Source organism: Brevibacillus sedimenti, assembly GCF_020923495.1.
Taxonomy (GTDB): Bacteria; Bacillota; Bacilli; order Brevibacillales; family Brevibacillaceae; genus Brevibacillus; species Brevibacillus aydinogluensis.
The window spans coordinates 2,977,741-2,999,008 of record NZ_CP064048.1; the positions used below are offsets into that span (position 1 = coordinate 2,977,741).

The window sequence follows — 21,268 nt, forward strand, 5'->3', positions numbered from 1 at the left end:
CGCGCACGTACGAGGTGACAAGAGATTGAATCGTTTTATCGTCGTAGACTTTGAGACAACGGGAAGCCACCCGCGGCAGGGGGACAGCATCATCCAGATTGGCGCCGTCGCCATCGACGACGGGCAGATTACGGAGAGCTACTCCACCCTGATCAATCCCGGGCAGCCGATCCCGCCGTTTATTACGCAGTTGACCGGCATCACAGACGACATGGTGGCAGATGCCCCCTCGCTGGAGGAAGCGCTCCCCAGGTTCCTGCGCATGCTGGAGGGGCGGGCTTTTGTCGCTCACAATGCCGCATTTGACCTGCAATTTTTGCAAGAAGCCCTGCTGAGCCAGGGCTATTATACGTTTGACGGATATGTGCTGGACACGGTGGAATTGTCCCGCTTTTTGATGCCGATGCAAAACAGCTACCGCCTGGGGGAATTGGCCGATGACCTGCAGATCGAACACGACCGTCCGCATCAGGCGGACAGCGACGCGTTGGCGACGGCCAGGCTGTTTTTGCATCTGTTGGACATCCTGCGCCAACTTCCGTTGGTGACGGTGCAGCGGCTGCAAATGCTCGTTTCGTCGTTTCGCACTGACATCGACGTGCTGCTGCGCCACATTGAGATGGAAAAGCTGGCGGAGGTGCCGCTTTTGGATGAATCCGGCACCAGGGCAGACGAGTCAAAGCTGTGGGACGTGTACCGCCAGCTTGCCCTGCGCAAACGGGACGGACGTGCCAAGGTGCCGCTTGCCCGGTCCGACGCGCCGACAAAACCGTTTGCCGAGTTGCTGGAGCAGATGCTGGATGAACAGGCGGCGCTGGGGCGCAACCTGCCTGGCTATCAGCGGCGGGAAGCGCAGGAAGCGATGATGCGCGCGATCCATGACGCGATGAGCGATGGTGCCCATCTGCTGGTGGAAGCGGGGACCGGGACCGGCAAATCGCTCGCCTACCTGCTGCCCAGCATCGTGTGGGCCAAACAGAATCGTGAACCCGTGGTGATCAGCACGCACACCATCCACCTGCAGGAGCAGTTGTTTCATAAGGACATCCCTGCACTGAAACAATCGCTGCCGTTTGACTTTACCGCCGCCACGCTGAAGGGGCGGGGCAATTATCTCTGCTTGCGCAAGTTTGAACAAAGCCTGGAGGAACCCGTGGAGGGAAACAGTCAGGAACTGCGCCTGGTTAAAGGGCAAATGCTCATCTGGCTGACCCAGACGGAAACGGGCGATGTGGAAGAGCTGAGCCTGCCCGCCACCGGACAGTTGTACTGGCAGCAGGTGAACAGCGATGCCGCTTCCTGCCTGCACAGAAACTGCCCGTGGTTCAGCCGCTGCTACTATTTCCAGGCCCGGGAGCGGGCGCGGGACGCGGACATCCTGATCGTCAACCACGCGCTTTTAATCAGCGATTTGCAGGCAGACAGCCGGATCCTGCCGCCGTATGAGACGGCAGTAATCGACGAGGCGCACCATCTGGAAGAGATCGCTACCGCTCATCTCGGCAAGCAGTTGTCCACAGCAGGAATGATGTTCCTCCTGGATCGGGCGGCAACGGAAGAAGGCAGCCTTGTGCGCCGCTTCACCGCCGAACTGCTGGATTGGCAGGCGGATGAGGGGGGCAGAGTCGCGGAGATCCTGGAAGAGATGGACGGGCTGTTGCCCGCGCTGCGCGAAAAGGCGTTGCAGTTGACTCAGCTGCTGTACAAATGGGCGGCGGATCGGGGAGAGGAGACGACCGATACCGGGCATGAAACCGTGCGGTACCGCAAGGAGTCGTTTTCCGGCCGACACGAGCGGATTCGCAGAGCGGCGCGCCGGGTGATCGATGCCCTCACGTCGTACACCGCTTTGATCGACCGCCTGCTTGCGTGCATCCCCGCCGACGAAAAACCGCCGTATGAGCTGCGCAGCTTGCGGACGGATGTGTCCGGCCTGGTGGACGAACTTCAGGAAACGGCCGAACTGCTTCACTTTTTTTTGCTGGAACCGGACACGGCGTACGTCTGCTGGATGGAAGTGGAGGCCCGCACTCCGCGCAAGCACGTCTATTTGCACGCCGCACCGCTAAACGTCGCCGATGTGCTTGCCCATCCGCTGTTTGCCGCAAAACGCAGTCTGATTCTCACCTCGGCCACCTTGACGGTGAAGAACAGCTTTACCTACATGATCGAGCGGTTTGGCCTGGACCGGCTGCCGGAGGAGAAGGTCCGCACCCTGACCCTGCCCTCCCCGTTTGCCTATGAGGAACAGGGACTGCTGTTCATCCCTTCTGATTTTCCCACCCCGGGAAAAGAAAGCGACGAACACTACATGGAAGCAGTCGTGCAGGGCTGCCTGGACGTGATCCGCGCCGCCGGTGGTCGAACACTGATCCTGTTTACGTCTCACTCGATGCTCCGCCAGGTATACCAGATGATGAAGGAGCAGTTGACGGACGAGCCATACACCCTGCTTGGCCACGGCATTGACAGCAGCAACCGCAGCAAGCTGGTCCGGCTGTTCCAACAGCTGGAACATAGCGTGCTGCTGGGGACCAGCAGCTTTTGGGAAGGCGTGGACATCCCCGGCGAAGCGCTCAGCTGCCTGGTCATCGTGCGGCTTCCCTTTACGCCGCCCAACCATCCTGTATATCAGGGGAGAGCGGAGCAGTTGAAAGCAGTCGGGAAAAACGCCTTCATGTCGCTGGCTCTGCCGCAAGCAGTGATCCAGTTCAAGCAGGGCGTCGGCCGGCTGATCCGGCATCATTTGGATCGCGGCGTCGTGGTCGTGTTTGACGCACGCATCATCGAGTCACGCTACGGCCGGGCGTTTTTGCAATCCCTGCCGCCGTTTCAGGTGCAGACGGGCACCTGGCCGGAGCTCCGTGAACGGATCGGTCCGTTTCTGGCCCAAGAGACCGGCACGTAACGAAAGGCGTTGAGCGCCGGTCTGCATGCAATCCTGGCGAGGCTCATAAAATGAAGCAATAGTCTCGCAGGGATTTAGGTGATAGAATAAATGCTGGGGATTACGCGTAAGGCTTGTTGGCTGCTGCTGTGCGTCGTGCTGTTCGCCGGCTGTTCGATCGACAGTCATTTGCAGAACGCGGTGAAGGTGGAGGACCCCTACGCCAGCGACGACGAACGCGAATTTGTCGGGCTGGTGATCCACTTTCTCGCCCTGCCGCATGGCGAGAGCACGCTGATCCGACTGCCAAGCGGAAAGACCATGCTGGTCGACACGGGAAGCGCGGAAGACTGGCCCGTCTTGTTTGGCTTGTTGTCCGAGCAAAAACTGACGCGGCTGGACTACGTCGTCGTGACCAACGATCAGCCGGAACAAGCGGGAGGCTTTGCCTTCCTCAGTGACCGGATGCTGGTGGATACGGTCATTCTGCCCCGTCTGATCGAGCCGTCGATTCGCGGGTTTGTCCCGCTCAAAGGGGACAAGAAGCTGTTGCCCGTCGCGGACGGCGACGCGATCAGACTGGACAACGACGTGGTGTTGGACGTGCTTCATCCCAGCGAACCGCTGTTTTTGTCTCCGCAGGACAATTCCCTGGTATTCCGGCTGCGACACGGCCAGCTTCGCTTTCTCTTCGCCAGCGCCATCAATGAAAAGGCGGAAGAGCGCCTATTGGAGCAGTACGGCGGGCAGTTGAAGGCGGAAGTGCTGAAGGTGGCCGACCAGGGGAGAAATCAGGCCTCTTCCCAGCCGTTTCTCTCCAAGGTGGACCCGCAGGTGGCAGTCATTCTGACCGGCAAGTCCCGAAACGAGCTGAAAGACAGCCAGGAGGAAGTGCTGGAACGACTGGGCGAATCATGGGCGGAGACCTTCATCACCAGCCAGCACGGCACGATCACGATTCTGTCCAACGGCCGCGATTACCGTGTCGTCAAGCGAAAAACGTAAGGAGGGAGGACCGTACGGTGGCCAAAAGTGAAAAAATTTCAGAAGCGGTTGTTCGCCGTTTGCCGATCTATCTGCGCTATTTGAGCTATCTGCAGCAAGTGGGCGTGACGACGGTATCCTCCCAGCAGATGGGCAAAAATCTGGACATCAACCCCGCCCAAATCCGCAAAGATTTAGCCGCGTTCGGCGATTTCGGCAAAAAAGGCATCGGCTATGACGTCAACTACCTGGTGGAAAAAATCCGCCAGATTCTCAAACTGGATCAGGAAATCCGCGTCGCGCTCGTCGGCGCCGGCCATCTCGGCCATGCCATCAGCAATTACAATGCGTTCCTGAAGGATCAGATACGGATCGCGGCGATTTTTGACAGCGATCCGGCCAAGCAGGGCAAGCAGATCGCAGGGATCACGATCCAGCCGTTGGAAGAGCTGAAAGAGACGGTGAAGGAGCGTCACATTCGCCTGGCGATCATTACGGTCCCGGCTGCCGCCGCACAATCAGTGGCCGATCTCTTGATCGAGGCGGGGATCGAAGGCATTCTCAACTTCGCGCCGACGACCATTCGGACGGAGAAAGAGGTGCGCATCCACTATGCGGATGTGACGTCCAGTCTGCAAAGCCTGGCTTATTATCTAACGTAAGAACGGAGTGGTACGATGAAACAGACGATCTTGACTCACGCCACCGTGATCACCGTAAACGAACAGAACGAAGTGATTCATGATGGGGCCGTCGCGTTTGCCGGCAGCACGATTACGTACGTTGGGCCGACGCCTGAGGATGTGTCCGGCTACGACGAGGTGATCGACCTGAAGGGCAACTACGTCCTGCCGGGCCTGATCAACACGCACGGCCATGCGGGCATGTCGCTGTTGCGCGGATACTCAGACGATCTGCCGCTGCAGCAGTGGCTCGAAGACAAAATGTGGCCGCTGGAAGCGCAGTTTACCGGCGACCATGTGAAATGGGGCACATACCTGTCGCTGATTGAAATGATTCGCACGGGGACGACAACGTTTGTCGACATGTACGACCACATGGACGAAGTGGCGAAAGCTGTGGAAGCAACCGGGATGCGCGCCCGGCTGTGCCGCGGCATGATCGGCCTCTGCTCGGAGGAAGAGCGGGCGGCAAAACTTGAGGAGGCCACCGATTTTGCCAAAAACTGGCACAATCAGGCGGACGGCCGCATCACCACGATGCTTGCACCCCATGCGCCTTACACCTGCCCGCCGGAATTTATCATGCAAATTGTGGAACGGGCAGAAGAGCTTGCTTTGCCGATTCACATCCACATGTCGGAAACGAAGTGGGAAGTGGGGCAAAACGAGCAGGATTATGGCCTTCGTCCGGTCGCCCACCTGGAAAAACTGGGCGTGTTCCGCCGTCCGACGCTGGTAGCACATGCCGTCCATTTGACGGATGAAGAAATAGATGTATTGGCAAACTATCAGGTGAAAGTCTCCCACAATGTGGTGAGCAACCTGAAGCTGGCCAGCGGCGTGGCGCCGGTTCCCAAAATGTTGGCGAAGGGGATCAGCGTTTCGCTGGGTACAGACAGCACCGCCAGCAACAACAACCTGAACCTGTTTGAAGAGTTGAAGCTGGCTGCCATTCTGCACAAGGGAGTGAGCTACGATCCCGTTGCCGTTCCGGCGGAAGAAGCGCTGCGCATGGCTACCCGCTACGGGGCGGATGGCGTGTTCCAGCCGGATGCGCTGGGGTCGATTGAGACTGGCAAGCAGGCCGACCTGATCGTCCTGGACAGCCATCAGGCCCATTTCCATCCCGCTCACAACCCGGTCTCCCACGTGGTGTATGCGGCCAATGGCCGGGACGTGACCGACACGATCGTGGCCGGCCGGTTCCTGATGCGCAACCGCGAGCTGTTGACTGTGGACGAGGAGCGCGTGATTTTTGAAGCAAACCGCGTGTTCCAAACGCTGAAACGGTAAAAGTCTCCTGTCAGGGCAAGTGACAGGAGAAGGGGAGCGTAGGTGTAGGTAGGGGAAGTTTTGTTTGGACGCCATGCCACGCTCATTTTTTCCACACGTCCGTAAGCGGGGCGTGGCGGAACTTAAGTGTGGGCGAGTGGGTCAAGGTTCTCAGCGGCGACGACAACGCTGCCCAGGAGACGCGGTATTCCTGGAGCAGATACCCTAGCACGTCAGGAGATGTCGTTCGTTGCGACGGTTTCACGCGCTCACCTCCTCGGGGTGTATCTGTAGTATGACCGGGACGACCGGGGGTATGTTTAGCAAGTTTTCCGTAGCGTTCTAAAACCTTCCCGCCGCACATAGGGTAAGGAAAAACGGGACAGGAGGGGAAGGACATGTACGTCCGGCCCAAGCAGCTCTGGTGGCTGATCCCTGTTTTTCTCGGCCTGTTTTTCCTTGGCGTGTCGCTGGGGGCACTGCACAACCGGCACGACGGGAAGGTGACCATCATGGCGGAGGCGGAACGTGCGGAAGCGGATCGGACGGTCGTGGCCGCTCTCTTGGACCAGCTCACCGGGCAACAGGAGAGGCCGTTTGAAGTATTGCTCAAAGATCACGTCCTGAGCGGACGCTACCAGGGACAGCAGTTTCAAGTAAGCGGGGAGTTTGACGGTCACCACATGGAACTTAGGCGAAGCGGACAGGATGTCAGCGTGAGCGTGGACGGCCAGGTGCAGGACCACACAGCGCTGCCCTATGCCCTGTTTACGCCCCACGAGCATGCGGCACTGTTGAAAGCTCACCTGCACTCGGTCACGCCGCTGGCCGTGTCGGACCCCTCCAACCGGGCGTGGCAGGGGTACCGCTTGTCCATCCCGGCTGAAGAGGTCAGCTCGCTTTTGGCGACGTGGCTGGGACCGTCATTTCCCATCCAGGAGGCGGAAATGGCCCGCCAGATTTCCGTGGATTACCATGTGTGGTACGATGGTGCGACACGGGAATTGCGGCAGTTGGACGTACTGCTGCAAATGAAGACACCGGCCGGCACGAAGCAGGACCAGCTTCGCTTCCGGCTGTAACGTATGGAGGATAAAGGGGATTGTCATTGTGTTGGTACGAATCATAATAGGGGCTGTAGCCGTTTGTCTGGTGGTCACCCTGGGTGCCGCCTATCACTTGACGTCCACGGTCGTGGGCAAACGGCACGACTTCGAAGACCAGGTGCGGCAGTGGGTACAGGAACGGACGACGATCACCGAGATCGATGTGATTGACGAGTACCGCAGCAAAGAGTCCTACGCCGTCGTGCTGGGCAAAAACAAGGTCGGAACACCGGTAGTCGCATGGTTGACCGCCGACAAGGCCGTGTTTGACACGATGGACAGGGCGGTCAGCCGGGAAAGTGTCGAAGAGGCAGTCAAAAAAGGCTTTCCCGATGCGCGTGTGCTGCACATCGTCCCGGGGTTGGACGAAAACAGCCGCTTCTGGGAAGTCACCCTGCAGGATCGTGACGGCCGCTTTCACTATCTCCACTACGACCTGTTCAGCGGCAAGCTGCTCACCTCTTACATCGTCTCGCCGGCGTAGGCCGGATGCAGATGTACAGATGTACGCTCAAAAGGCCTTTTTCCAAGTGAAAAAGGCCTTTTTGCCGTTCTGCTCGGGGCCGGGTATCCAACATCTGCATACAAAAAACGCTATACGGATGTGATATACTGGAACCGTTGACTGAGCGCACAATACAACAAAAGGGGGAGTAGCTGTGCAACTGCGAAAACGTGCAATTGGCCTCTCGCTGCTGGCGACGCTCACTCTCCTGTTCGGTGGTTGGTTTTTATACCAAAAAATGGAAGTGGAAACACCGCTTCGCACCCATATCGGACAGATGAAGTCAGCGGAACTGACGCACTTGGATGTTAGCAAGGATCGCATTGAGATAAAGCTGCAAGTGACCCGCCCGGATTTGTTCCCGCAGGAATACCGCCGCTTGCTCCAGGAAACTGCCGACCTGGCTCGGGGCAAGACGGTGGAAGTTGACGTGGACAACGATTCGCAAGACCTGGAACAGATTTGGATGGATGGGTTATTTTCCTTTACGGAAGCGCTGGATTTGCATCAATACAGCCGCATTCCGCAGATGTTGACGGAGTGGAAGACCGCTCATCGGCTGGATGAAGCGTCCGCACTGATGGACGACCGCAACGTCTACGTCTACTTGAAAAAGGGGAAGGACGACTTCTACGCGATCATTCCCCGTTCGGCCGGAAACGAGGTGACGATGCATGGGTAAGGAAATCTTGATCGGCGTGGTTCCCGGCATCCTGATTTTTCTGCTGTTTCTCGGTGTCAACATTACACCGTTTCTCTTGTTTGCCGCCGTCTTGACGGCCATGTATTTTCTGATCGTGCGGCAGAATCAGGGAAAACTTCCGTTCGGTGGAAAGTCCCAGCCGAGCAAACACGCTGTACCCGCCTCCAACGTGACGTTCGCCGACATCGGCGGACAGGAGCGGGCCAAAAACGAGCTGAAAGAAGCGCTCGATTTTCTCGTGCACAAGGACAAAATTGAGCAGTACGGCATTCGCCCGATCAAAGGCGTGCTGTTGACAGGTCCCCCGGGGACGGGGAAAACGCTGATGGCCAAAGCGGCTGCCAATTACACCAATTCCGCGTTTTTGGCTGCGTCCGGTTCCCAGTTTGTGGAGATGTACGTCGGGGTGGGTGCTCAGCGCATTCGTGATCTGTTCAAGGAAGTCAAAGCCCTGGCGGAAAAGAACGGTCAGGACAGCGGGATCATTTTCATCGACGAAATTGACGTGATCGGCGGCAAGCGCGACGGTCAGCAGCAGCGCGAATACGACCAGACGCTGAACCAGCTGTTAACCGAGATGGACGGCATCGCCACCAGCGACAAGCCGCGCATCCTGCTGATTGCCGCGACCAACCGCAAGGACATGCTGGACCCCGCTCTGCTGCGTCCCGGACGCTTTGACCGGCACATCAGCGTCGATCTGCCGGACAAGACTGCACGCGAGCAGATTCTGATGATCCACACCGCCAACAAGCCGCTTGCTTCCGATGTCTCGCTGGACAAAGTGGCGCAGGAGACGTTTGGCTTCTCCGGCGCGCAGCTGGAGAGCGTGGCAAATGAAGCAGCAATTTACGCCATGCGCGACCAGAGTGAGATGATTGAGGCGCGCCACTTTGCGCTGGCGGTGGACAAGGTCATGCTGGGGGAAAAAGTGGACCGGGAAGCGTCCCTGGAAGAAAAGAAACGGGTGGCGCTGCACGAACTGGGACACGCGATCGTCAGCGAACACGTGCGCCCGGGTTCTGTCTCCCAGGTGACGCTGAGTCCTCGCGGCAAAGCGTTGGGGTACGTCCGTCAAAATCCGCTGGAGGATCGCTACCTGTATACCAAGGAAGCGCTGGAACAGCAGATCATGGTCTGCCTGGGCGGCGCCGTTGCCGAAGAAATCTACTACGGCGGCCGGAGCACCGGCTCCAAAAACGACTTTGAGCAGGCGCTGAACATGGCGACGGAGATTGTCCAAAGCGGGATGTCCCGCTTGGGGATTGTCCATTTGCAATTCGCAGACAAAACGCACATTCACGAAGAAGTAAACCGGTTGCTGGAGGAACTGCTGGAGAAGACGCGCGCGCTGCTGCGCAAATTCGACTCCGTGTTCCAGATTGGCCTCAACACGCTGCTGGAAGAGGAAGTGCTGCATGGCGATGCGTTCCGCCGCCTGCTGGCCGAAGCCCGGCAATCGTCCAAGGAGCTGGCGGTTTGATCCGCCGGCTTTTTTGTGTTTCTACAATCTCTGGCAGGGAACAGGCCGTGCCGGTTTTCCGCTGTTCAGACCAGTTGTCGTCTCGACTTTTTTTGCAGGACAGGGTACCCAACCCCGCCCGTGTTGAATATCCTACAAGAGCACATGGGAGTGACATCAGAAGGGAAGGAGACCCAATGGCAAAAGTAAACCGGAGAAAACAGCACAAATCCTTGGGAAAACGCTCGAAGAATGAGTCGTTCGAGATTCCCTTTCTGCCGCAGACATCAGAGTTGGTCTGGCTCGAACGGCTGGAGTCGGAATTGACGGATGAAGACGATTACGAGGATTTTGAGCCGAAATCGTTCACAATCACCAACAAAAGCAGTGACGTCATTCCGCCCCTGCACAATGTGCCCCCACAAAACGTTTCCTCCAATCAAACAACGTTCTCCAAGATCATCAAGGAGCGGAAACAGGAGCAAGAATATTCCTTTGTCTACACGGACGATCTGAGCGACCAGGCAGTGACGACCGAAAAGATTGCGAACCGGGCGATCGACGCTTCCAAGATCAAGCCAGGCTGCATCGACAACACCCTGCTGAAAGACTACGCCGTCGACAGCGCCAAACTGGCCGACAACAGCGTCACGTCCGGCAAGATTGCCCCGGAAGCCATCCAATCCATCCACATCGGCAGATACGTCATTACGGGTGAGATGATTCAGGACCGCACCATTTCCGGTGACAAGCTGATGAACAACAGCATCACATCGGAAAAGCTGGCAGACAAGACGATCGACTCGATCAAGTTTGCCGAGGGAGCAATCCAGACCAAGCACATTCAGGAACAGGCGATCACCAGCGAACTGATCCAGGATCAGGCGATCACGTCGGAAAAGATCAAAATGGGCACGATTCAAACAGGCAATCTGGCCAACTACATCATCAATTCCGTCAAGCTGGAGGACGGTGCTGTCACGACCGACAAACTGAGGGACGCGTCAGTGACCGCAAGCAAGCTGGACGAGGAAGCGGTCGAATCCCAGCACATCAAACGCGGGGCAATTCTGCACGAACATTTGGCAGAACGTGCTGTGGACAGCGTCAACCTGATGCCGGGCTGCGTTGGGGAGCAGCATATTGCCCATCTGATCATCGGCCCTCACCATCTGGCTCCGGAGGCGGTCAACAGCCAAAAGCTGGCACCGTTCGCGGTTCAGTCGGAGCATTTGGACAGCGGTTGTGTCACCAGTGAAAAATTGGCCAAGGGAGCTGTCAGTGGTGTCCATCTGCAGGCAGGCGTGATTCAAACCAGTCACCTGCAGGACAACGTGGTGACCAGCAAGAAAATCGGCGACCAGCAGGTGACCACCAGCAAACTGGCCCATCAGGCGGTGGAAGCCGACAAGCTGGCGCCGCGCAGCGTCTACGGTGTCCATGTGGCCGATGAGTCGATCGAAGCCAGACACATCGCCGAAGGGGCGATCACCAAGGAGAAGCTGGCCAGGAGCGCAATTGAAGATGTCCATCTGCGCGAGCGCATTATCAGCAACGTTCATTTAAAGGATCACATTATCCAGACGAACAACCTGGCCGATCACGTGGTGACCACGTCGAAGTTGGCGAGCGAATCTGTCTCCACTGACAAAATCACGGACCTGAGCGTCACCACCCCCAAACTGGCGGACGGGGCCGTCACATCGGCGAAATTGGCTACGGAGGCCATCAAGGCACGTCATTTGTCAAATGGCGTGGTCACCTGGGATAAACTGGCCGAGAAGTCCGTGCATGCCCAGCATCTGGTGAGCGGCTCCGTGCACAACGAACACATCCTACCAGGCGCCGTGACGGGGGAAAAGCTGGCCGACAGCAGCGTCACCCGGGAGAAACTGGCGGACGGCAGTGTGGATGGCACCAAACTGGAAGCCCGTTCGGTGACCGGAGAGCACGTGGTGAAAGGCAGCCTGACCGGTGAGCACCTGGCTCCCGGCAGCGTGACCGGCGATCTGCTCACTCCCCAGATCGTCGACAGCGACCATATTCGTCCGCAGGCGATAGGCCCTCAGCATCTCCAGCCGCAGTTGATCACTTCTACATTCCTGGCCGATCAGGCGGTCACCCGGGAAAAGTTGGCGGCACGCAGCGTGGACGGCGATAAGCTGGACGTGTTTGCAGTGTCGACAGATCACATCGTGGACCGGTCGATCAATCGGGATAAGCTGGCCAACGGCTCGGTTCATGGCGAACACCTGCAGCGAAAGAGCATTGCGTCTCATCATCTGCAGGAATCGATCGTGTCCGCTGTCCATCTGAAGGCGGACGCCGTGACCGAGGAGAAACTGGCTGCGGCTGCCGTGACCGAGGAAAAGCTGGCTGCCGGTGCCGTGACGGCGGAAAAATTGGCGGCTGGTGCCGTAACTGCCGAGCATTTGGCTGAGAACGCGATCGTCACGCAGCATCTCGCCGATGGTGCTGTCACACCGGAAAAGCTGTCGTTTCGGCCGCTGGAATCCGGCAGCATACAAGGGAACACCCTGCAGCAGTTCGGAATCGTTCCGTTTCACCTGGCTACCGGGGAAAAGTCGACAGATGTGACCATCCGGCTCAACGTTCCCTATGCAGATCCCCATTACTGCCTGATCGCCATGAGCAATCAGTTGGGATGTTGTACATCGCTCAAATTCACGAACCGAACGTATGCCGTCGTGAGCGTGTTCCGCACCGATGAAGGCCAGGAGACTTCTGGCGTATTGCAGTGGATTGCGGTCGGGGAAAAGGGAACGGCGCAGACGTTGTACGAGGAACAGCCGATTGTGTTGGCGGAGGAGGACGTAGAGCCTGACGTCGACCTGAGTGCAGAGGCACAGACGGAGGAGGCTGCTGTTGTCCACGCCGAAGACGCCGGACAGACCGAAGATGCGCCCGAGACTGACAGCCATCCCGTATTCGCAGATGAGCAGGATGCCGAAAACGAACCAGGCAACGTATATTCCGTCCATCCGGATGAGACGGAGCAGCACTGACAACGGAGAAGCGGGCCCTCTCAGGCAGGGAGGGCCTTGTTTTTGCGCTCGTGCACCTGCAGGCGGGACAGTTGCTTCGCGTGCGCGTTTTGTTACCATAATATTTTTACGGTAACCTTGGTCCTAGTCAGTCTTTCATTGAATTTATACATACCCGATAGTATAATTGATTCGTTACAACCAAGTCGGAATTTGTTTTGAATGGGATATTGGAGGGAAAACAAGCCGATGATGACGACCATTGCCCAGATCGGGCAGCACGTGGGACAAGAAGTGCGACTGGGCTGCTGGCTCTACAACAAGCGCAGCAGCGGTAAAATACAATTCCTGCAGCTTCGCGATGGCTCCGGCTTTATTCAGGGCGTCGTGGTTAAGGCCGAGGTGCCGGAAGCAGTGTGGGAAGCGGCTTCCAAGCTGACTCAGGAAAGCTCTCTGTACATAACCGGTGTCGTGCGCGCTGACGAGCGGGCCCCCAGCGGCTATGAGCTGACTGTCACCGGAATCGACATCATTCAACTCGCGCAAGATTACCCGATCTCGCTCAAGGAGCACGGCGTTGACTTCCTGATGGACCATCGTCACCTGTGGCTGAGAACACCGCGCCAGCGGGCCGTGATGGCGATCCGTTCCGAGGTGATCCGCGCTGTTACTGAATTTTTCCATCAGCACGGGTTTTACAAAGTGGACCCGCCAATTCTCACGCCGACATCCGCAGAAGGAACGACCAACCTGTTCCACACCAAGTATTTTGACGAGGATGCCTACCTGTCGCAATCCGGCCAGCTTTACATGGAAGCGGCCGCCATGGCGTTGGGGCGTGTCTATTCCTTCGGACCGACGTTCCGTGCGGAAAAGTCCAAAACGCGCCGCCATCTGATCGAGTTTTGGATGATCGAGCCCGAGATGGCCTTTGTCGATCACGAAGAAAACCTGCGCATTCAGGAGGCGTTTGTCTCCCATATCGTGCAGTCCGTCCTGAAAAATTGCCAGCGTGAACTGAAAACACTGCAGCGCGACACCAGCAAGCTGGAAAACGTAGTGGCTCCGTTCCCGCGCATCACGTACGATGACGCGATCAAGCTGCTGCAGGAAAAGGGCAGCGACATCAAGTGGGGCGACGATTTCGGCGCGCCGGACGAAACGATGATCGCCGAGCACTTTGACAAGCCGGTCTTCATCACCCACTATCCGACCGAGATCAAAGCGTTCTACATGAAACCGGACCCGAACCGTCCGGAAGTGGTGCTTTGTGCCGACCTGATCGCGCCGGAGGGCTACGGTGAAATTATCGGCGGCAGCCAGCGGATTGACGATCCGGTCCTGCTGGAGCAGCGCTTCGCCGAACACAACCTGTCCGAAGACGCCTACAAGTGGTACCTCGATCTGCGAAAATACGGCACGGTGCCGCACTCCGGATTCGGTCTCGGTCTGGAACGGACGATCGCCTGGATTTGCGGACTTGACCACGTGCGCGAGACGATCCCGTTCCCGCGCATGCTGTACCGTCTCTACCCATAATGCCCCAACCGTTATGCGGCAGCGCGGCTGCCTGACGGCCCGACACCCTGTTGCCGGTGGGCGGCAGGGTGTTTTCTTGTTTGGATTTGCCGGATGACCGGCCTGTCAATGAGGTGAATGGTTTCATGGACCCCCATATTTTGCAACTGCTGCAAGAAGGCGCGACATCCGTCTCCAATCTGCTGCTGAAGATGTACAAGCGCATGTCTCTGTCCGACGAGGAGATGATGCTGATCATCCACCTGCTGTCGTTTCAACAGGAGGGGAAGCGGTTTCCCACCCTGCAGGAACTGGAAGAGCGCATGTCCCTCACGCCTGCGCGGCTGATCCAGACGCTGCAAAAGCTGTTGAAGGAAGAGTGGATCAGGATTGACGAATACATTGACCAGCAAACGGGACTGCGCCACGAGCAGTACAATTTGACGCCGCTGTACCGCAAGTTGTACCAGAGCTGGCGTGAGCAGCTCACGGCTTCCCGCATCGTCGACTCGGTGGCAGAACCGTTCGCCGAGGCGGCCGCGGCGTCTTTCGAGGAGCCGACCGACCTGTACAGCCGGTTCGAACAGGCCTTCGGACGTCCCCTGTCTCCCTTTGAAATCGAGACGATCCACATGTGGGTTGAGCAGGATGGCCATGCGGAGGAATTGATCCTGACCGCCCTTCGGGAAGCAGCAGCCGTGGGCAAACTGCACATCCGCTACATCGATCGGATTCTTCTGGAGTGGCAAAAACAACAGATCACCAGCGTGGAGGAGGCGCGGCATTACAGTCTGCGTTTTCGGCGACAGGCCCCCTCGCGCGATTACCGGCAACCGCTGTGAGCACGTAAGTCACAGCGGTTTTTTTTGTTGGGCACTTACCGGTGTGAATGGCTGCTGCCGTTTCGCGGCTGTACACGTACCCATTTCCGCGTCGTTTCATACCATATTACGAAATACGTGACGTGTGCCCGTGCGGCATCGGTTTGGACGGGGTAACATGGTGACCCGCTGCCGCCGGGGCACGCAGGTTGGAGGTATGTTGCCGTGGAAAAACGAAAACGAGGGGAACCGCCCCACTGGGTCATGCCGGGCGTCTTTTCCGGTCATGTCATCGTCGAGGAAGCCGTCGAACGGGTCACCTCCGTCAAACTGCCGGAGTTGCTTCCGTTTGAAGGGCAGGCGCCGAATGAGCAGGTCAAACAGCCCGAGGAACCGACGTGGAAGGAGCGGATCGAACAGCTCGAGGCGCAGGTAGCTGAGCTGAAGCAATCGCTCGCCGCCTGGGAGGAACGTTTCAAGGCGCTGGAAGCCGAACAGAAACGGGATTGTGAGTATCTGTACCAGGTCGTCCTCTCCTTGAAAAAAGAGTGGGAGAAAGAGCGAGATGAACATCGCGATCATTAGCCCCGGTCCGTTTTCCGTACCGCCAGTCAAGGGCAGCTCCGTAGAGCACGATATAGACGAAGTGAGCAAAGTGTTCGGGCCGCAGCATCAGGTGACGATCTACACCCGCACGTGTCCCGACTACCCAGAGTCCACTCGGGAGAGACACCGGGAGTTCGTCCGCTTCGACTACAGCGGCCCTGGCCCATACCTGCGCAGCGTGATCCGCGATCTGCGCAAGCGGCAGCCGGATGTGATTCTGGTGGAAAACCGGCCGCATTATGTACCGGCGCTGCGGCGCCATTTTCCCCGTGTGCCGATCGTTGTGAACATGCACTCCCACGTCTACGCGTCCCCGCCGCTGATCAGCGCAGAACAAATGCGGCGGGTAGGCCGGCTGGCAGACGGCATACTCACGAACAGCGAGTATTTGCGCAGCCATTTTATTGAGAAACTCCGGCTGCCCGCGGCCAAGGTGCACGCTGTACACCTCGGGGTGGACGTCACCCCCTATCAGGCAGCCCGAAAAAGCCGCGCGGTGAAGAAACTGCGTCGGCAGTTGGGGCTGAAGTCGCATCATCGGGTGTTGGTCTACGCGGGTCGGCTGATTCGCGAAAAAGGGGTGCACGTATTACTCAGAGCGTTTCGGCACGTGCTCGAAAGGGACCCAAAAGCCCGGTTGGTCATCGTCGGAGGGACGGGATACGGCAGCAACCGCGAAAATGCCTACGTGCGCCGTCTGAAAGAACTGGCGGCTCCGCTGGGCGACGCAGTGATCTTCGTCAACTTCGTACCCAGCGCGCAGATGCCGCTGTACTACCAGATTGGCGATGTGGTGGCGACACCGTCGGTATGGCAAGAGCCTTTTTGCCGCGTCAATCTGGAAGCGATGGCGTCCGGCAAGCCAGTCATCACCACGCCGCGGGGGGGCATCGCGGAAGTGGTCAACCACCTGGGCAGCGGGTTCCTCATCCCGCCCGAGGAGTGGTCACAGGAACTTCCTTCCGTCTGGGAGTCGCTGTGGAGGATTCCCCGTTTCCGTTCTGACATGGGAAGGCGGGCGCTGATGCGAGCCAGGCAATTTTCCTGGCACACGACCGCCCAGGAGTATCTGCGTGTTTTCGAGGAAGTCATCGCCAAACGAACAGGGCGAAAGCAGGCACAGAGCAGGCAGCCGCTGCGCAGCATCGGCTGAACGGATGACCGATTGGAGGGGATGGTCGCCCGTTCTTTTGCGGTTGAGGACGTAAGCCCTGCTCGGAAGGAAAAAGCCGCATACCTTATAAGTATCGCAGAGCACAACTGGGGAGTGATTGTCGTGAAAGGGTTAATCTTGTGTGCTGGACGCGGCACCCGCCTGCATCCCTTTTCCTATTCCCAACCCAAAACCCTTCTCCCTGTGGCCAATCACCCGGTATTGCATTACTGCATACTCAAACTGCGTGAAGTGGGTGTGCGTGATATCGGAATTGTCATACAACCGTCCCAAAAGGAAATTCCACAATATGTTGGTGATGGTAGTCAATTTGGGGCTACCATTACCTTTCTTGAACAACAAAAACCATTTGGAATTGCCCATGCCGTGCAGCTGGCGCAGCCGTTCCTGCGTGACGAACCGTTTATCCTGCTGTTGGGCGATAATCTGCTGATGGATTCCTTGCACGAGCTGACGAAGACCTTTACCCGCACCGGGGCGGACGGTGTCGTGATGCTGAGTAAGGTGGACCGACCGCAGGATTACGGGATCGCGGAAATCCAGGATGAGCGTCTGGTCTCCGTAGAGGAAAAGCCGCAGCGTCCCAAAAGCAATCTCGCAGTGATCGGCGCCTACCTGTTTACCCGCCCGATTTTTGCAGCAATTGCCACCCTGCGTCCGTCCAAACGCGGTGAGTACGAAATCACAGACGCGATCCAGGCGATGATCGACAGCGGCTATCACATTGCCCATACCGTTACCCACCGACAATATACGGATGTGGGAACGATTGAACGCTGGCTCGAGGCCAACCGCTGGATGCTGACACAGGAGCTCGGCGTCCGGCACGAAATCGGCAGCGACAGCATTGTGGAAAACTGCACCATCATCGGTCCGGTGTTGATCGGGAAGCGCTGCCGGATCGAAAACTGTCGGCTGGGTCCCTATGTGGCGATACAGGACGGCGTTCAGTTGAAAAACTGCAAGCACATTGAAAACAGCATTCTGCTCGAAAACAGCTCCCTCAATGACGTGGAATGGCCGGTGACCAACAGCGTGTTTGGCCGTTCATCCCATCTCGCCGGCAGCGGAGCGGACAGCAGTGGGGTGTTTATCCTCAGTGACAAATCCTCCATCCGCATGCCCAGGGCGAAGGGGAGTCCGCCATGACGACAATGCCGCCCAAGCCCACTACGTTCACTGTCGTCATTCCCACGTACAACCGGGAAGCGTTTATCGACAAGGCGATCCGCAGTGTGCTCAAGCAGACGTGTACGGACTGGAAACTGCTGATCATGGACGATGCGTCTACAGACCAGACGTACGAGAAGGTCGCCCCCTATCTCACAGATCCTCGCATCCAGTATTTCCGGATGGAGGAGAACTCCGGCATTTCCAAGGTGATGAACCAAGCGCTGGCGATGGTGGATACGCCGTTTTTGGTCCAGTTGGATTCGGATGACTGGCTGCCGCGTGAGGCACTCTCCATCCTGAAGCGATACATCCGCAAAGACAAGAAGAACACGGCGCTGTTCTATGGAAACGTGAAAATCTGGCGGGTCAAGCGCGAGCGCTGCTGCGATCCGTTTATCATCACCCACAAGCAATTTCACAACAAATACGACTTTTTGCAGTACAACCGCTGGATGGTGGCGCCGCGGTGCTATCGGGTAGAGGCGTTGCGGGAGGTAGGAGGATGGGATACCTCTGATCCGTATGAGGGACGGATCATGGAAGACCGGCGAATGATTCTCCGGCTGATCGAACGGTATCCCGTAAAGTGGATCAACCGCATGCTGTACAACAGGACCAAGCACCGGGGTCAGCTTACCGACAAGGAGATGAAATCGAAACGGAACCGGCTTCGCAGAGAGACCTTTCAGTACTATCTCACGCGCTGGGGGGCAAGTACAAACCCGTCTACGGCTATAAAGGCGGGTATCTCATCATCAAGGAGCTGAAGCGAGTGAGGCGGTCACACAGATGAGGACCGTGCCGGCCATGTGTTGGCAGTGGGAGCGGTTCTTCGTCTGTCCGCCACAAACTGCAGCGCAAGCACATGCGCACCGTTCAAAACGGCTCACAGATGTAATCGGGAGGCCATCGCATGCATCGGGTTCTTGTTTACCGGCGCAAATTCCTGCCGAAAAGCGAAACCTTCATCTACGAACAACTGCTTGGCCACCAGCGTGTGCAGCCGGTCGTGCTCACGCGGCGGCAGTGCAACCGCAAGGATTTTCCCTATTGGCCCGTGTACGTGCGCAGGCGGTTTAAGGGTCTTGCCGGCTGGCTGAAAAAACAGAAGTTTGCCTGTCTGCACGCCCGGTTTGGCACGGCCGGAGTGGAGCTGCTGCCGCATGCGCGAAAGGCGAAACTGCCGCTGATCACCTCCTTTCACGGATTTGACGTGACCAAACGCGTGCAGCAGGACAGCCGCTACCGCCGCGCGCTGAAGCGGCTGTTTCGTCACGGAAAGGCGTTTACGGTCGTCAGCAAGCACATGAAGCGGCAGCTGATCCGACTCGGCTGTCCGCGCAAAAAAATCACCGTGATCCGCTCGGGGATTGATCTGGGCAAATTTCCCCTGCAGCCTCCGCAGCCGGTCGTCGACGGGGCGTTTCGCCTGCTGAGCGTCGGCCGTTTGACCGAAAAGAAGGGGATGGACACACTGATCAAGGCGTTTGCCCGCATTCGCCGCAAGTATCCCCGTGCGACGCTGACGATTGTCGGCGACGGGGAAGAGAAGCAGAAGCTGCGCCGCCTGATCAAGCGCCACCGCCTGCAGCATGCTGTTACGCTGCGCGGCGCCCAGCCCCATCACGAGGTTGGGCGTGAACTGGCGAACTGCCATGTGTTCGTCCTCGCCTGCAAAACGGCGAAAAACGGCAATCAGGAAGGCATCCCCAACGTCCTGATGGAAGCCATGGCGGTCGGCAGACCAGTCATCTCTACCTATCACGCAGGTATTCCCGAACTGGTGAAACACGGCAAGACGGGATACCTCGTGCCGGAGCGGTCCGTCGCCAAGCTGGCCAAGATGATCAAACGCGTGCTGAAGGAGCAGGACCGATGGCCGGACGTGGTGATCCGGGCGAGAGAAAAGGTGGAGCGCCGCCACGATATAGAGAAACAGCGCGCAAAACTGGAAGACTTGTATCTTCGCGTACTGAAAAAGCAGCGATGAGGTGAAAGCATGGAGGTAACCGTAGTAGGTACGGGATACGTGGGTCTGACGACGGCGGTGTCCTTTGCCTTGCACGGACATCGGGTGACGGGGGTGGATGTCGACGCGGCGAAAATCAGCCGATTGAAACAAAAGATCTGCCCCATCTACGAACCTGGTCTGGAGGAAGCGTTGGCCCGGGCGATCGACAGCGGCGCACTTCGCTTTGCCGCCAGTCTAAAGGAGGGCGCACGCGATGCAGATGTGTTGTTCATCTGCGTCGGCACACCGGAAGCAGCCGACGGTTCAGCCGATCTGTCCTATCTGTTTGCCGCCGTGGATGATATTCGCGCCCTGCAGGCGGATGTGCCGAAGCAGCGCACCGTGGTGATCAAAAGCACGGTTCCTGTCGGCACGGCCGATCGCGTGGCCGCCCTGCTTGCCGCCTGCGGGGGGATACACGTGGCGTCCAACCCGGAGTTTTTACGGGAAGGAAGCGCCTTACAGGATGCGCTTTCGCCGTCCCGCATCGTGATCGGGGCCGACGCGGATGAGGCGTTTGCCGTCCTCAAGCGGTTGTACGAAGGGGTAAAGGCACCGCGCGTGTTCACGACGCGAGCCGATGCGGAGCTGATCAAATACGCGTCCAACGCGTTTTTAGCCACGAAGATTTCGTTTATGAACGAGCTGGCCCGGCTGTGCGCGGTTCTGGGCACGGACGTGCAGACCGTAGCCCGCGGGATGGGGCTGGACAGCCGGATCGGGCCGGAGTTTTTGCAGGCGGGGCTGGGCTTCGGCGGGTCGTGTTTTCCCAAGGACACGATCGCCCTGCTGCAGCTGGCCAAACAGCACGGCGTCTCTCTCTCCATCCTGGAAAAGGTGCGGGATTTGAATGCGACGCAGCCGGACTGGTTTATCGCTCGGCTGCGCGATCGGCTGGGGACGCTGCACGGCAAGCGGATTGCCGTGCTGGGCCTGGCGTTCAAACCGAATACGGACGACATCCGGGAAGCTCCGTCCCTAAAAGTGCTGAATGTTTTGCTCCGTGAAGGGGCAGCGGTGTCGGCGTACGATCCGGTGGCGTCTCCGGCAGTCGCCCGGCTGTTCCCTCAGGTGACGTACGCGTCCGATCCGTATGCAGCGCTCCAGGCTGCGGATGCCGCCGTGCTGGTGACAGAGTGGAAACAGTGTGTAGACCTTGACTGGCAGCAGGTGAAGGCGGTGATGAACGCTCCCGTGCTGTTTGACGGGCGCAACGCCTGGCCGGCCGATGCGCTGTCGAAAGCCGGTTTCGTCTATGTCGGCGTGGGCAGAAGCTGACTTTTCCGTCGAGAAAAGTCAGCTTTTTGCGTACGGAGCTATTTGAACCGAATGGTAGAATGCGCTACCATACACTTATG

18 protein-coding genes are annotated in these 21,268 nt (G+C 58.1%); 17 read left to right on the top strand and 1 reads right to left on the bottom strand.

Translation table 11 applies throughout. The features are described from left to right. Positions 1-25 precede the first annotated feature (25 nt). The 4 genes from dinG (at position 26) to IRT44_RS14700 (ending at position 5,847) form a co-directional block, all read left to right on the top strand. On the top strand, positions 26-2,908 hold the full coding sequence (gene dinG, locus IRT44_RS14685; RefSeq protein ID WP_230076893.1) for an ATP-dependent DNA helicase DinG: 2,883 nt from the start codon (positions 26-28) through the stop codon (positions 2,906-2,908). Positions 2,909-2,998: 90 nt separating this feature from the next. Then, the gene (locus IRT44_RS14690) at positions 2,999-3,892 is read left to right on the top strand and encodes a ComEC/Rec2 family competence protein (protein ID WP_171564941.1); all 894 of its coding nucleotides are present in this window, start codon (positions 2,999-3,001) and stop codon (positions 3,890-3,892) included. A 17-nt stretch (positions 3,893-3,909) separates the two neighbouring features. Then, positions 3,910-4,533: a redox-sensing transcriptional repressor Rex gene (locus tag IRT44_RS14695; RefSeq protein WP_171564940.1), complete on the top strand. Its 624-nt coding sequence runs from the start codon at positions 3,910-3,912 to the stop codon at positions 4,531-4,533. A 15-nt stretch (positions 4,534-4,548) separates the two neighbouring features. Then, positions 4,549-5,847: an amidohydrolase gene (locus IRT44_RS14700; protein ID WP_230076894.1), complete on the top strand. Its 1,299-nt coding sequence runs from the start codon at positions 4,549-4,551 to the stop codon at positions 5,845-5,847. 82 nt (positions 5,848-5,929) lie between these two features. Here the strand turns inward: IRT44_RS14700 and IRT44_RS14705 are convergent, their stop codons facing one another. Beyond that, entirely contained in the window at positions 5,930-6,091 is a 162-nt protein-coding gene (locus IRT44_RS14705) for a hypothetical protein (RefSeq protein ID WP_171564938.1), read from the bottom strand. A gap of 133 nt (positions 6,092-6,224) precedes the next feature. On the opposite strand from IRT44_RS14705, the gene IRT44_RS14710 reads away from it, so the two are divergent. The 13 genes from IRT44_RS14710 (at position 6,225) to IRT44_RS14770 (ending at position 21,188) form a co-directional block, all read left to right on the top strand. Beyond that, entirely contained in the window at positions 6,225-6,908 is a 684-nt protein-coding gene (locus IRT44_RS14710) for a hypothetical protein (protein WP_171564937.1), read from the top strand. Positions 6,909-6,936: 28 nt separating this feature from the next. Continuing rightward, the gene (locus IRT44_RS14715; RefSeq protein ID WP_171564936.1) at positions 6,937-7,416 is read left to right on the top strand and encodes a cell wall elongation regulator TseB-like domain-containing protein; all 480 of its coding nucleotides are present in this window, start codon (positions 6,937-6,939) and stop codon (positions 7,414-7,416) included. A 175-nt stretch (positions 7,417-7,591) separates the two neighbouring features. After that, the gene (locus IRT44_RS14720) at positions 7,592-8,119 is read left to right on the top strand and encodes a hypothetical protein (RefSeq protein ID WP_171564935.1); all 528 of its coding nucleotides are present in this window, start codon (positions 7,592-7,594) and stop codon (positions 8,117-8,119) included. After that, the gene (locus tag IRT44_RS14725) at positions 8,112-9,623 is read left to right on the top strand and encodes an AAA family ATPase (RefSeq protein WP_171564934.1); all 1,512 of its coding nucleotides are present in this window, start codon (positions 8,112-8,114) and stop codon (positions 9,621-9,623) included. Before IRT44_RS14720 ends, IRT44_RS14725 begins: the two co-directional genes overlap by 8 nt. Before the next feature lie 176 nt (positions 9,624-9,799). After that, positions 9,800-12,628, top strand: coding sequence for a WIAG-tail domain (locus tag IRT44_RS14730; RefSeq protein ID WP_212131997.1), 2,829 nt, complete (start codon positions 9,800-9,802; stop codon positions 12,626-12,628). A gap of 228 nt (positions 12,629-12,856) precedes the next feature. Beyond that, the gene (gene asnS / locus IRT44_RS14735; protein WP_171564932.1) at positions 12,857-14,146 is read left to right on the top strand and encodes an asparagine--tRNA ligase; all 1,290 of its coding nucleotides are present in this window, start codon (positions 12,857-12,859) and stop codon (positions 14,144-14,146) included. A 125-nt stretch (positions 14,147-14,271) separates the two neighbouring features. Further along, positions 14,272-14,967 carry a DnaD domain-containing protein gene (locus IRT44_RS14740; protein WP_171564931.1) on the top strand — a complete coding sequence of 232 codons (696 nt, stop codon included), beginning with the start codon at positions 14,272-14,274 and terminating at the stop codon, positions 14,965-14,967. A 204-nt stretch (positions 14,968-15,171) separates the two neighbouring features. Continuing rightward, entirely contained in the window at positions 15,172-15,531 is a 360-nt protein-coding gene (locus IRT44_RS14745) for a hypothetical protein (protein WP_230076895.1), read from the top strand. After that, positions 15,512-16,705: a glycosyltransferase family 4 protein gene (locus tag IRT44_RS14750; protein WP_171564929.1), complete on the top strand. Its 1,194-nt coding sequence runs from the start codon at positions 15,512-15,514 to the stop codon at positions 16,703-16,705. The genes IRT44_RS14745 and IRT44_RS14750 overlap by 20 nt, the downstream gene beginning before the upstream one ends. Positions 16,706-16,828: 123 nt before the next feature. Next, entirely contained in the window at positions 16,829-17,875 is a 1,047-nt protein-coding gene (locus IRT44_RS14755; protein WP_326838920.1) for a glucose-1-phosphate thymidylyltransferase, read from the top strand. After that, on the top strand, positions 17,872-18,666 hold the full coding sequence (locus IRT44_RS14760; RefSeq protein WP_230076897.1) for a glycosyltransferase family 2 protein: 795 nt from the start codon (positions 17,872-17,874) through the stop codon (positions 18,664-18,666). Before IRT44_RS14755 ends, IRT44_RS14760 begins: the two co-directional genes overlap by 4 nt. 146 nt (positions 18,667-18,812) lie before the next feature. Beyond that, entirely contained in the window at positions 18,813-19,889 is a 1,077-nt protein-coding gene (locus IRT44_RS14765) for a glycosyltransferase (RefSeq protein WP_230076898.1), read from the top strand. 9 nt (positions 19,890-19,898) lie between these two features. Then, complete coding sequence (locus IRT44_RS14770) at positions 19,899-21,188, top strand: UDP-glucose dehydrogenase family protein (RefSeq protein ID WP_230076899.1); 1,290 nt, start codon at positions 19,899-19,901, stop codon at positions 21,186-21,188. Positions 21,189-21,268: the final 80 nt, after the last annotated feature.

What these genes read in the sequence shown, in the direction of transcription:
- IRT44_RS14750 (WP_171564929.1), top strand. Translation starts at nt 15,512, where the DNA reads ATGAACATCGCGATCATTAGCCCCGGTCCGTTTTCCGTACCGCCAGTC.
- IRT44_RS14760 (WP_230076897.1), top strand. Translation starts at nt 17,872, where the DNA reads ATGACGACAATGCCGCCCAAGCCCACTACGTTCACTGTCGTCATTCCC.
- IRT44_RS14740 (WP_171564931.1), top strand. Translation starts at nt 14,272, where the DNA reads ATGGACCCCCATATTTTGCAACTGCTGCAAGAAGGCGCGACATCCGTC.
- IRT44_RS14765 (WP_230076898.1), top strand. Translation starts at nt 18,813, where the DNA reads ATGCATCGGGTTCTTGTTTACCGGCGCAAATTCCTGCCGAAAAGCGAA.
- IRT44_RS14770 (WP_230076899.1), top strand. Translation starts at nt 19,899, where the DNA reads ATGGAGGTAACCGTAGTAGGTACGGGATACGTGGGTCTGACGACGGCG.
- IRT44_RS14690 (WP_171564941.1), top strand. Translation starts at nt 2,999, where the DNA reads ATGCTGGGGATTACGCGTAAGGCTTGTTGGCTGCTGCTGTGCGTCGTG.
- IRT44_RS14710 (WP_171564937.1), top strand. Translation starts at nt 6,225, where the DNA reads ATGTACGTCCGGCCCAAGCAGCTCTGGTGGCTGATCCCTGTTTTTCTC.
- IRT44_RS14700 (WP_230076894.1), top strand. Translation starts at nt 4,549, where the DNA reads ATGAAACAGACGATCTTGACTCACGCCACCGTGATCACCGTAAACGAA.
- asnS (WP_171564932.1), top strand. Translation starts at nt 12,857, where the DNA reads ATGATGACGACCATTGCCCAGATCGGGCAGCACGTGGGACAAGAAGTG.
- IRT44_RS14725 (WP_171564934.1), top strand. Translation starts at nt 8,112, where the DNA reads ATGGGTAAGGAAATCTTGATCGGCGTGGTTCCCGGCATCCTGATTTTT.
- IRT44_RS14730 (WP_212131997.1), top strand. Translation starts at nt 9,800, where the DNA reads ATGGCAAAAGTAAACCGGAGAAAACAGCACAAATCCTTGGGAAAACGC.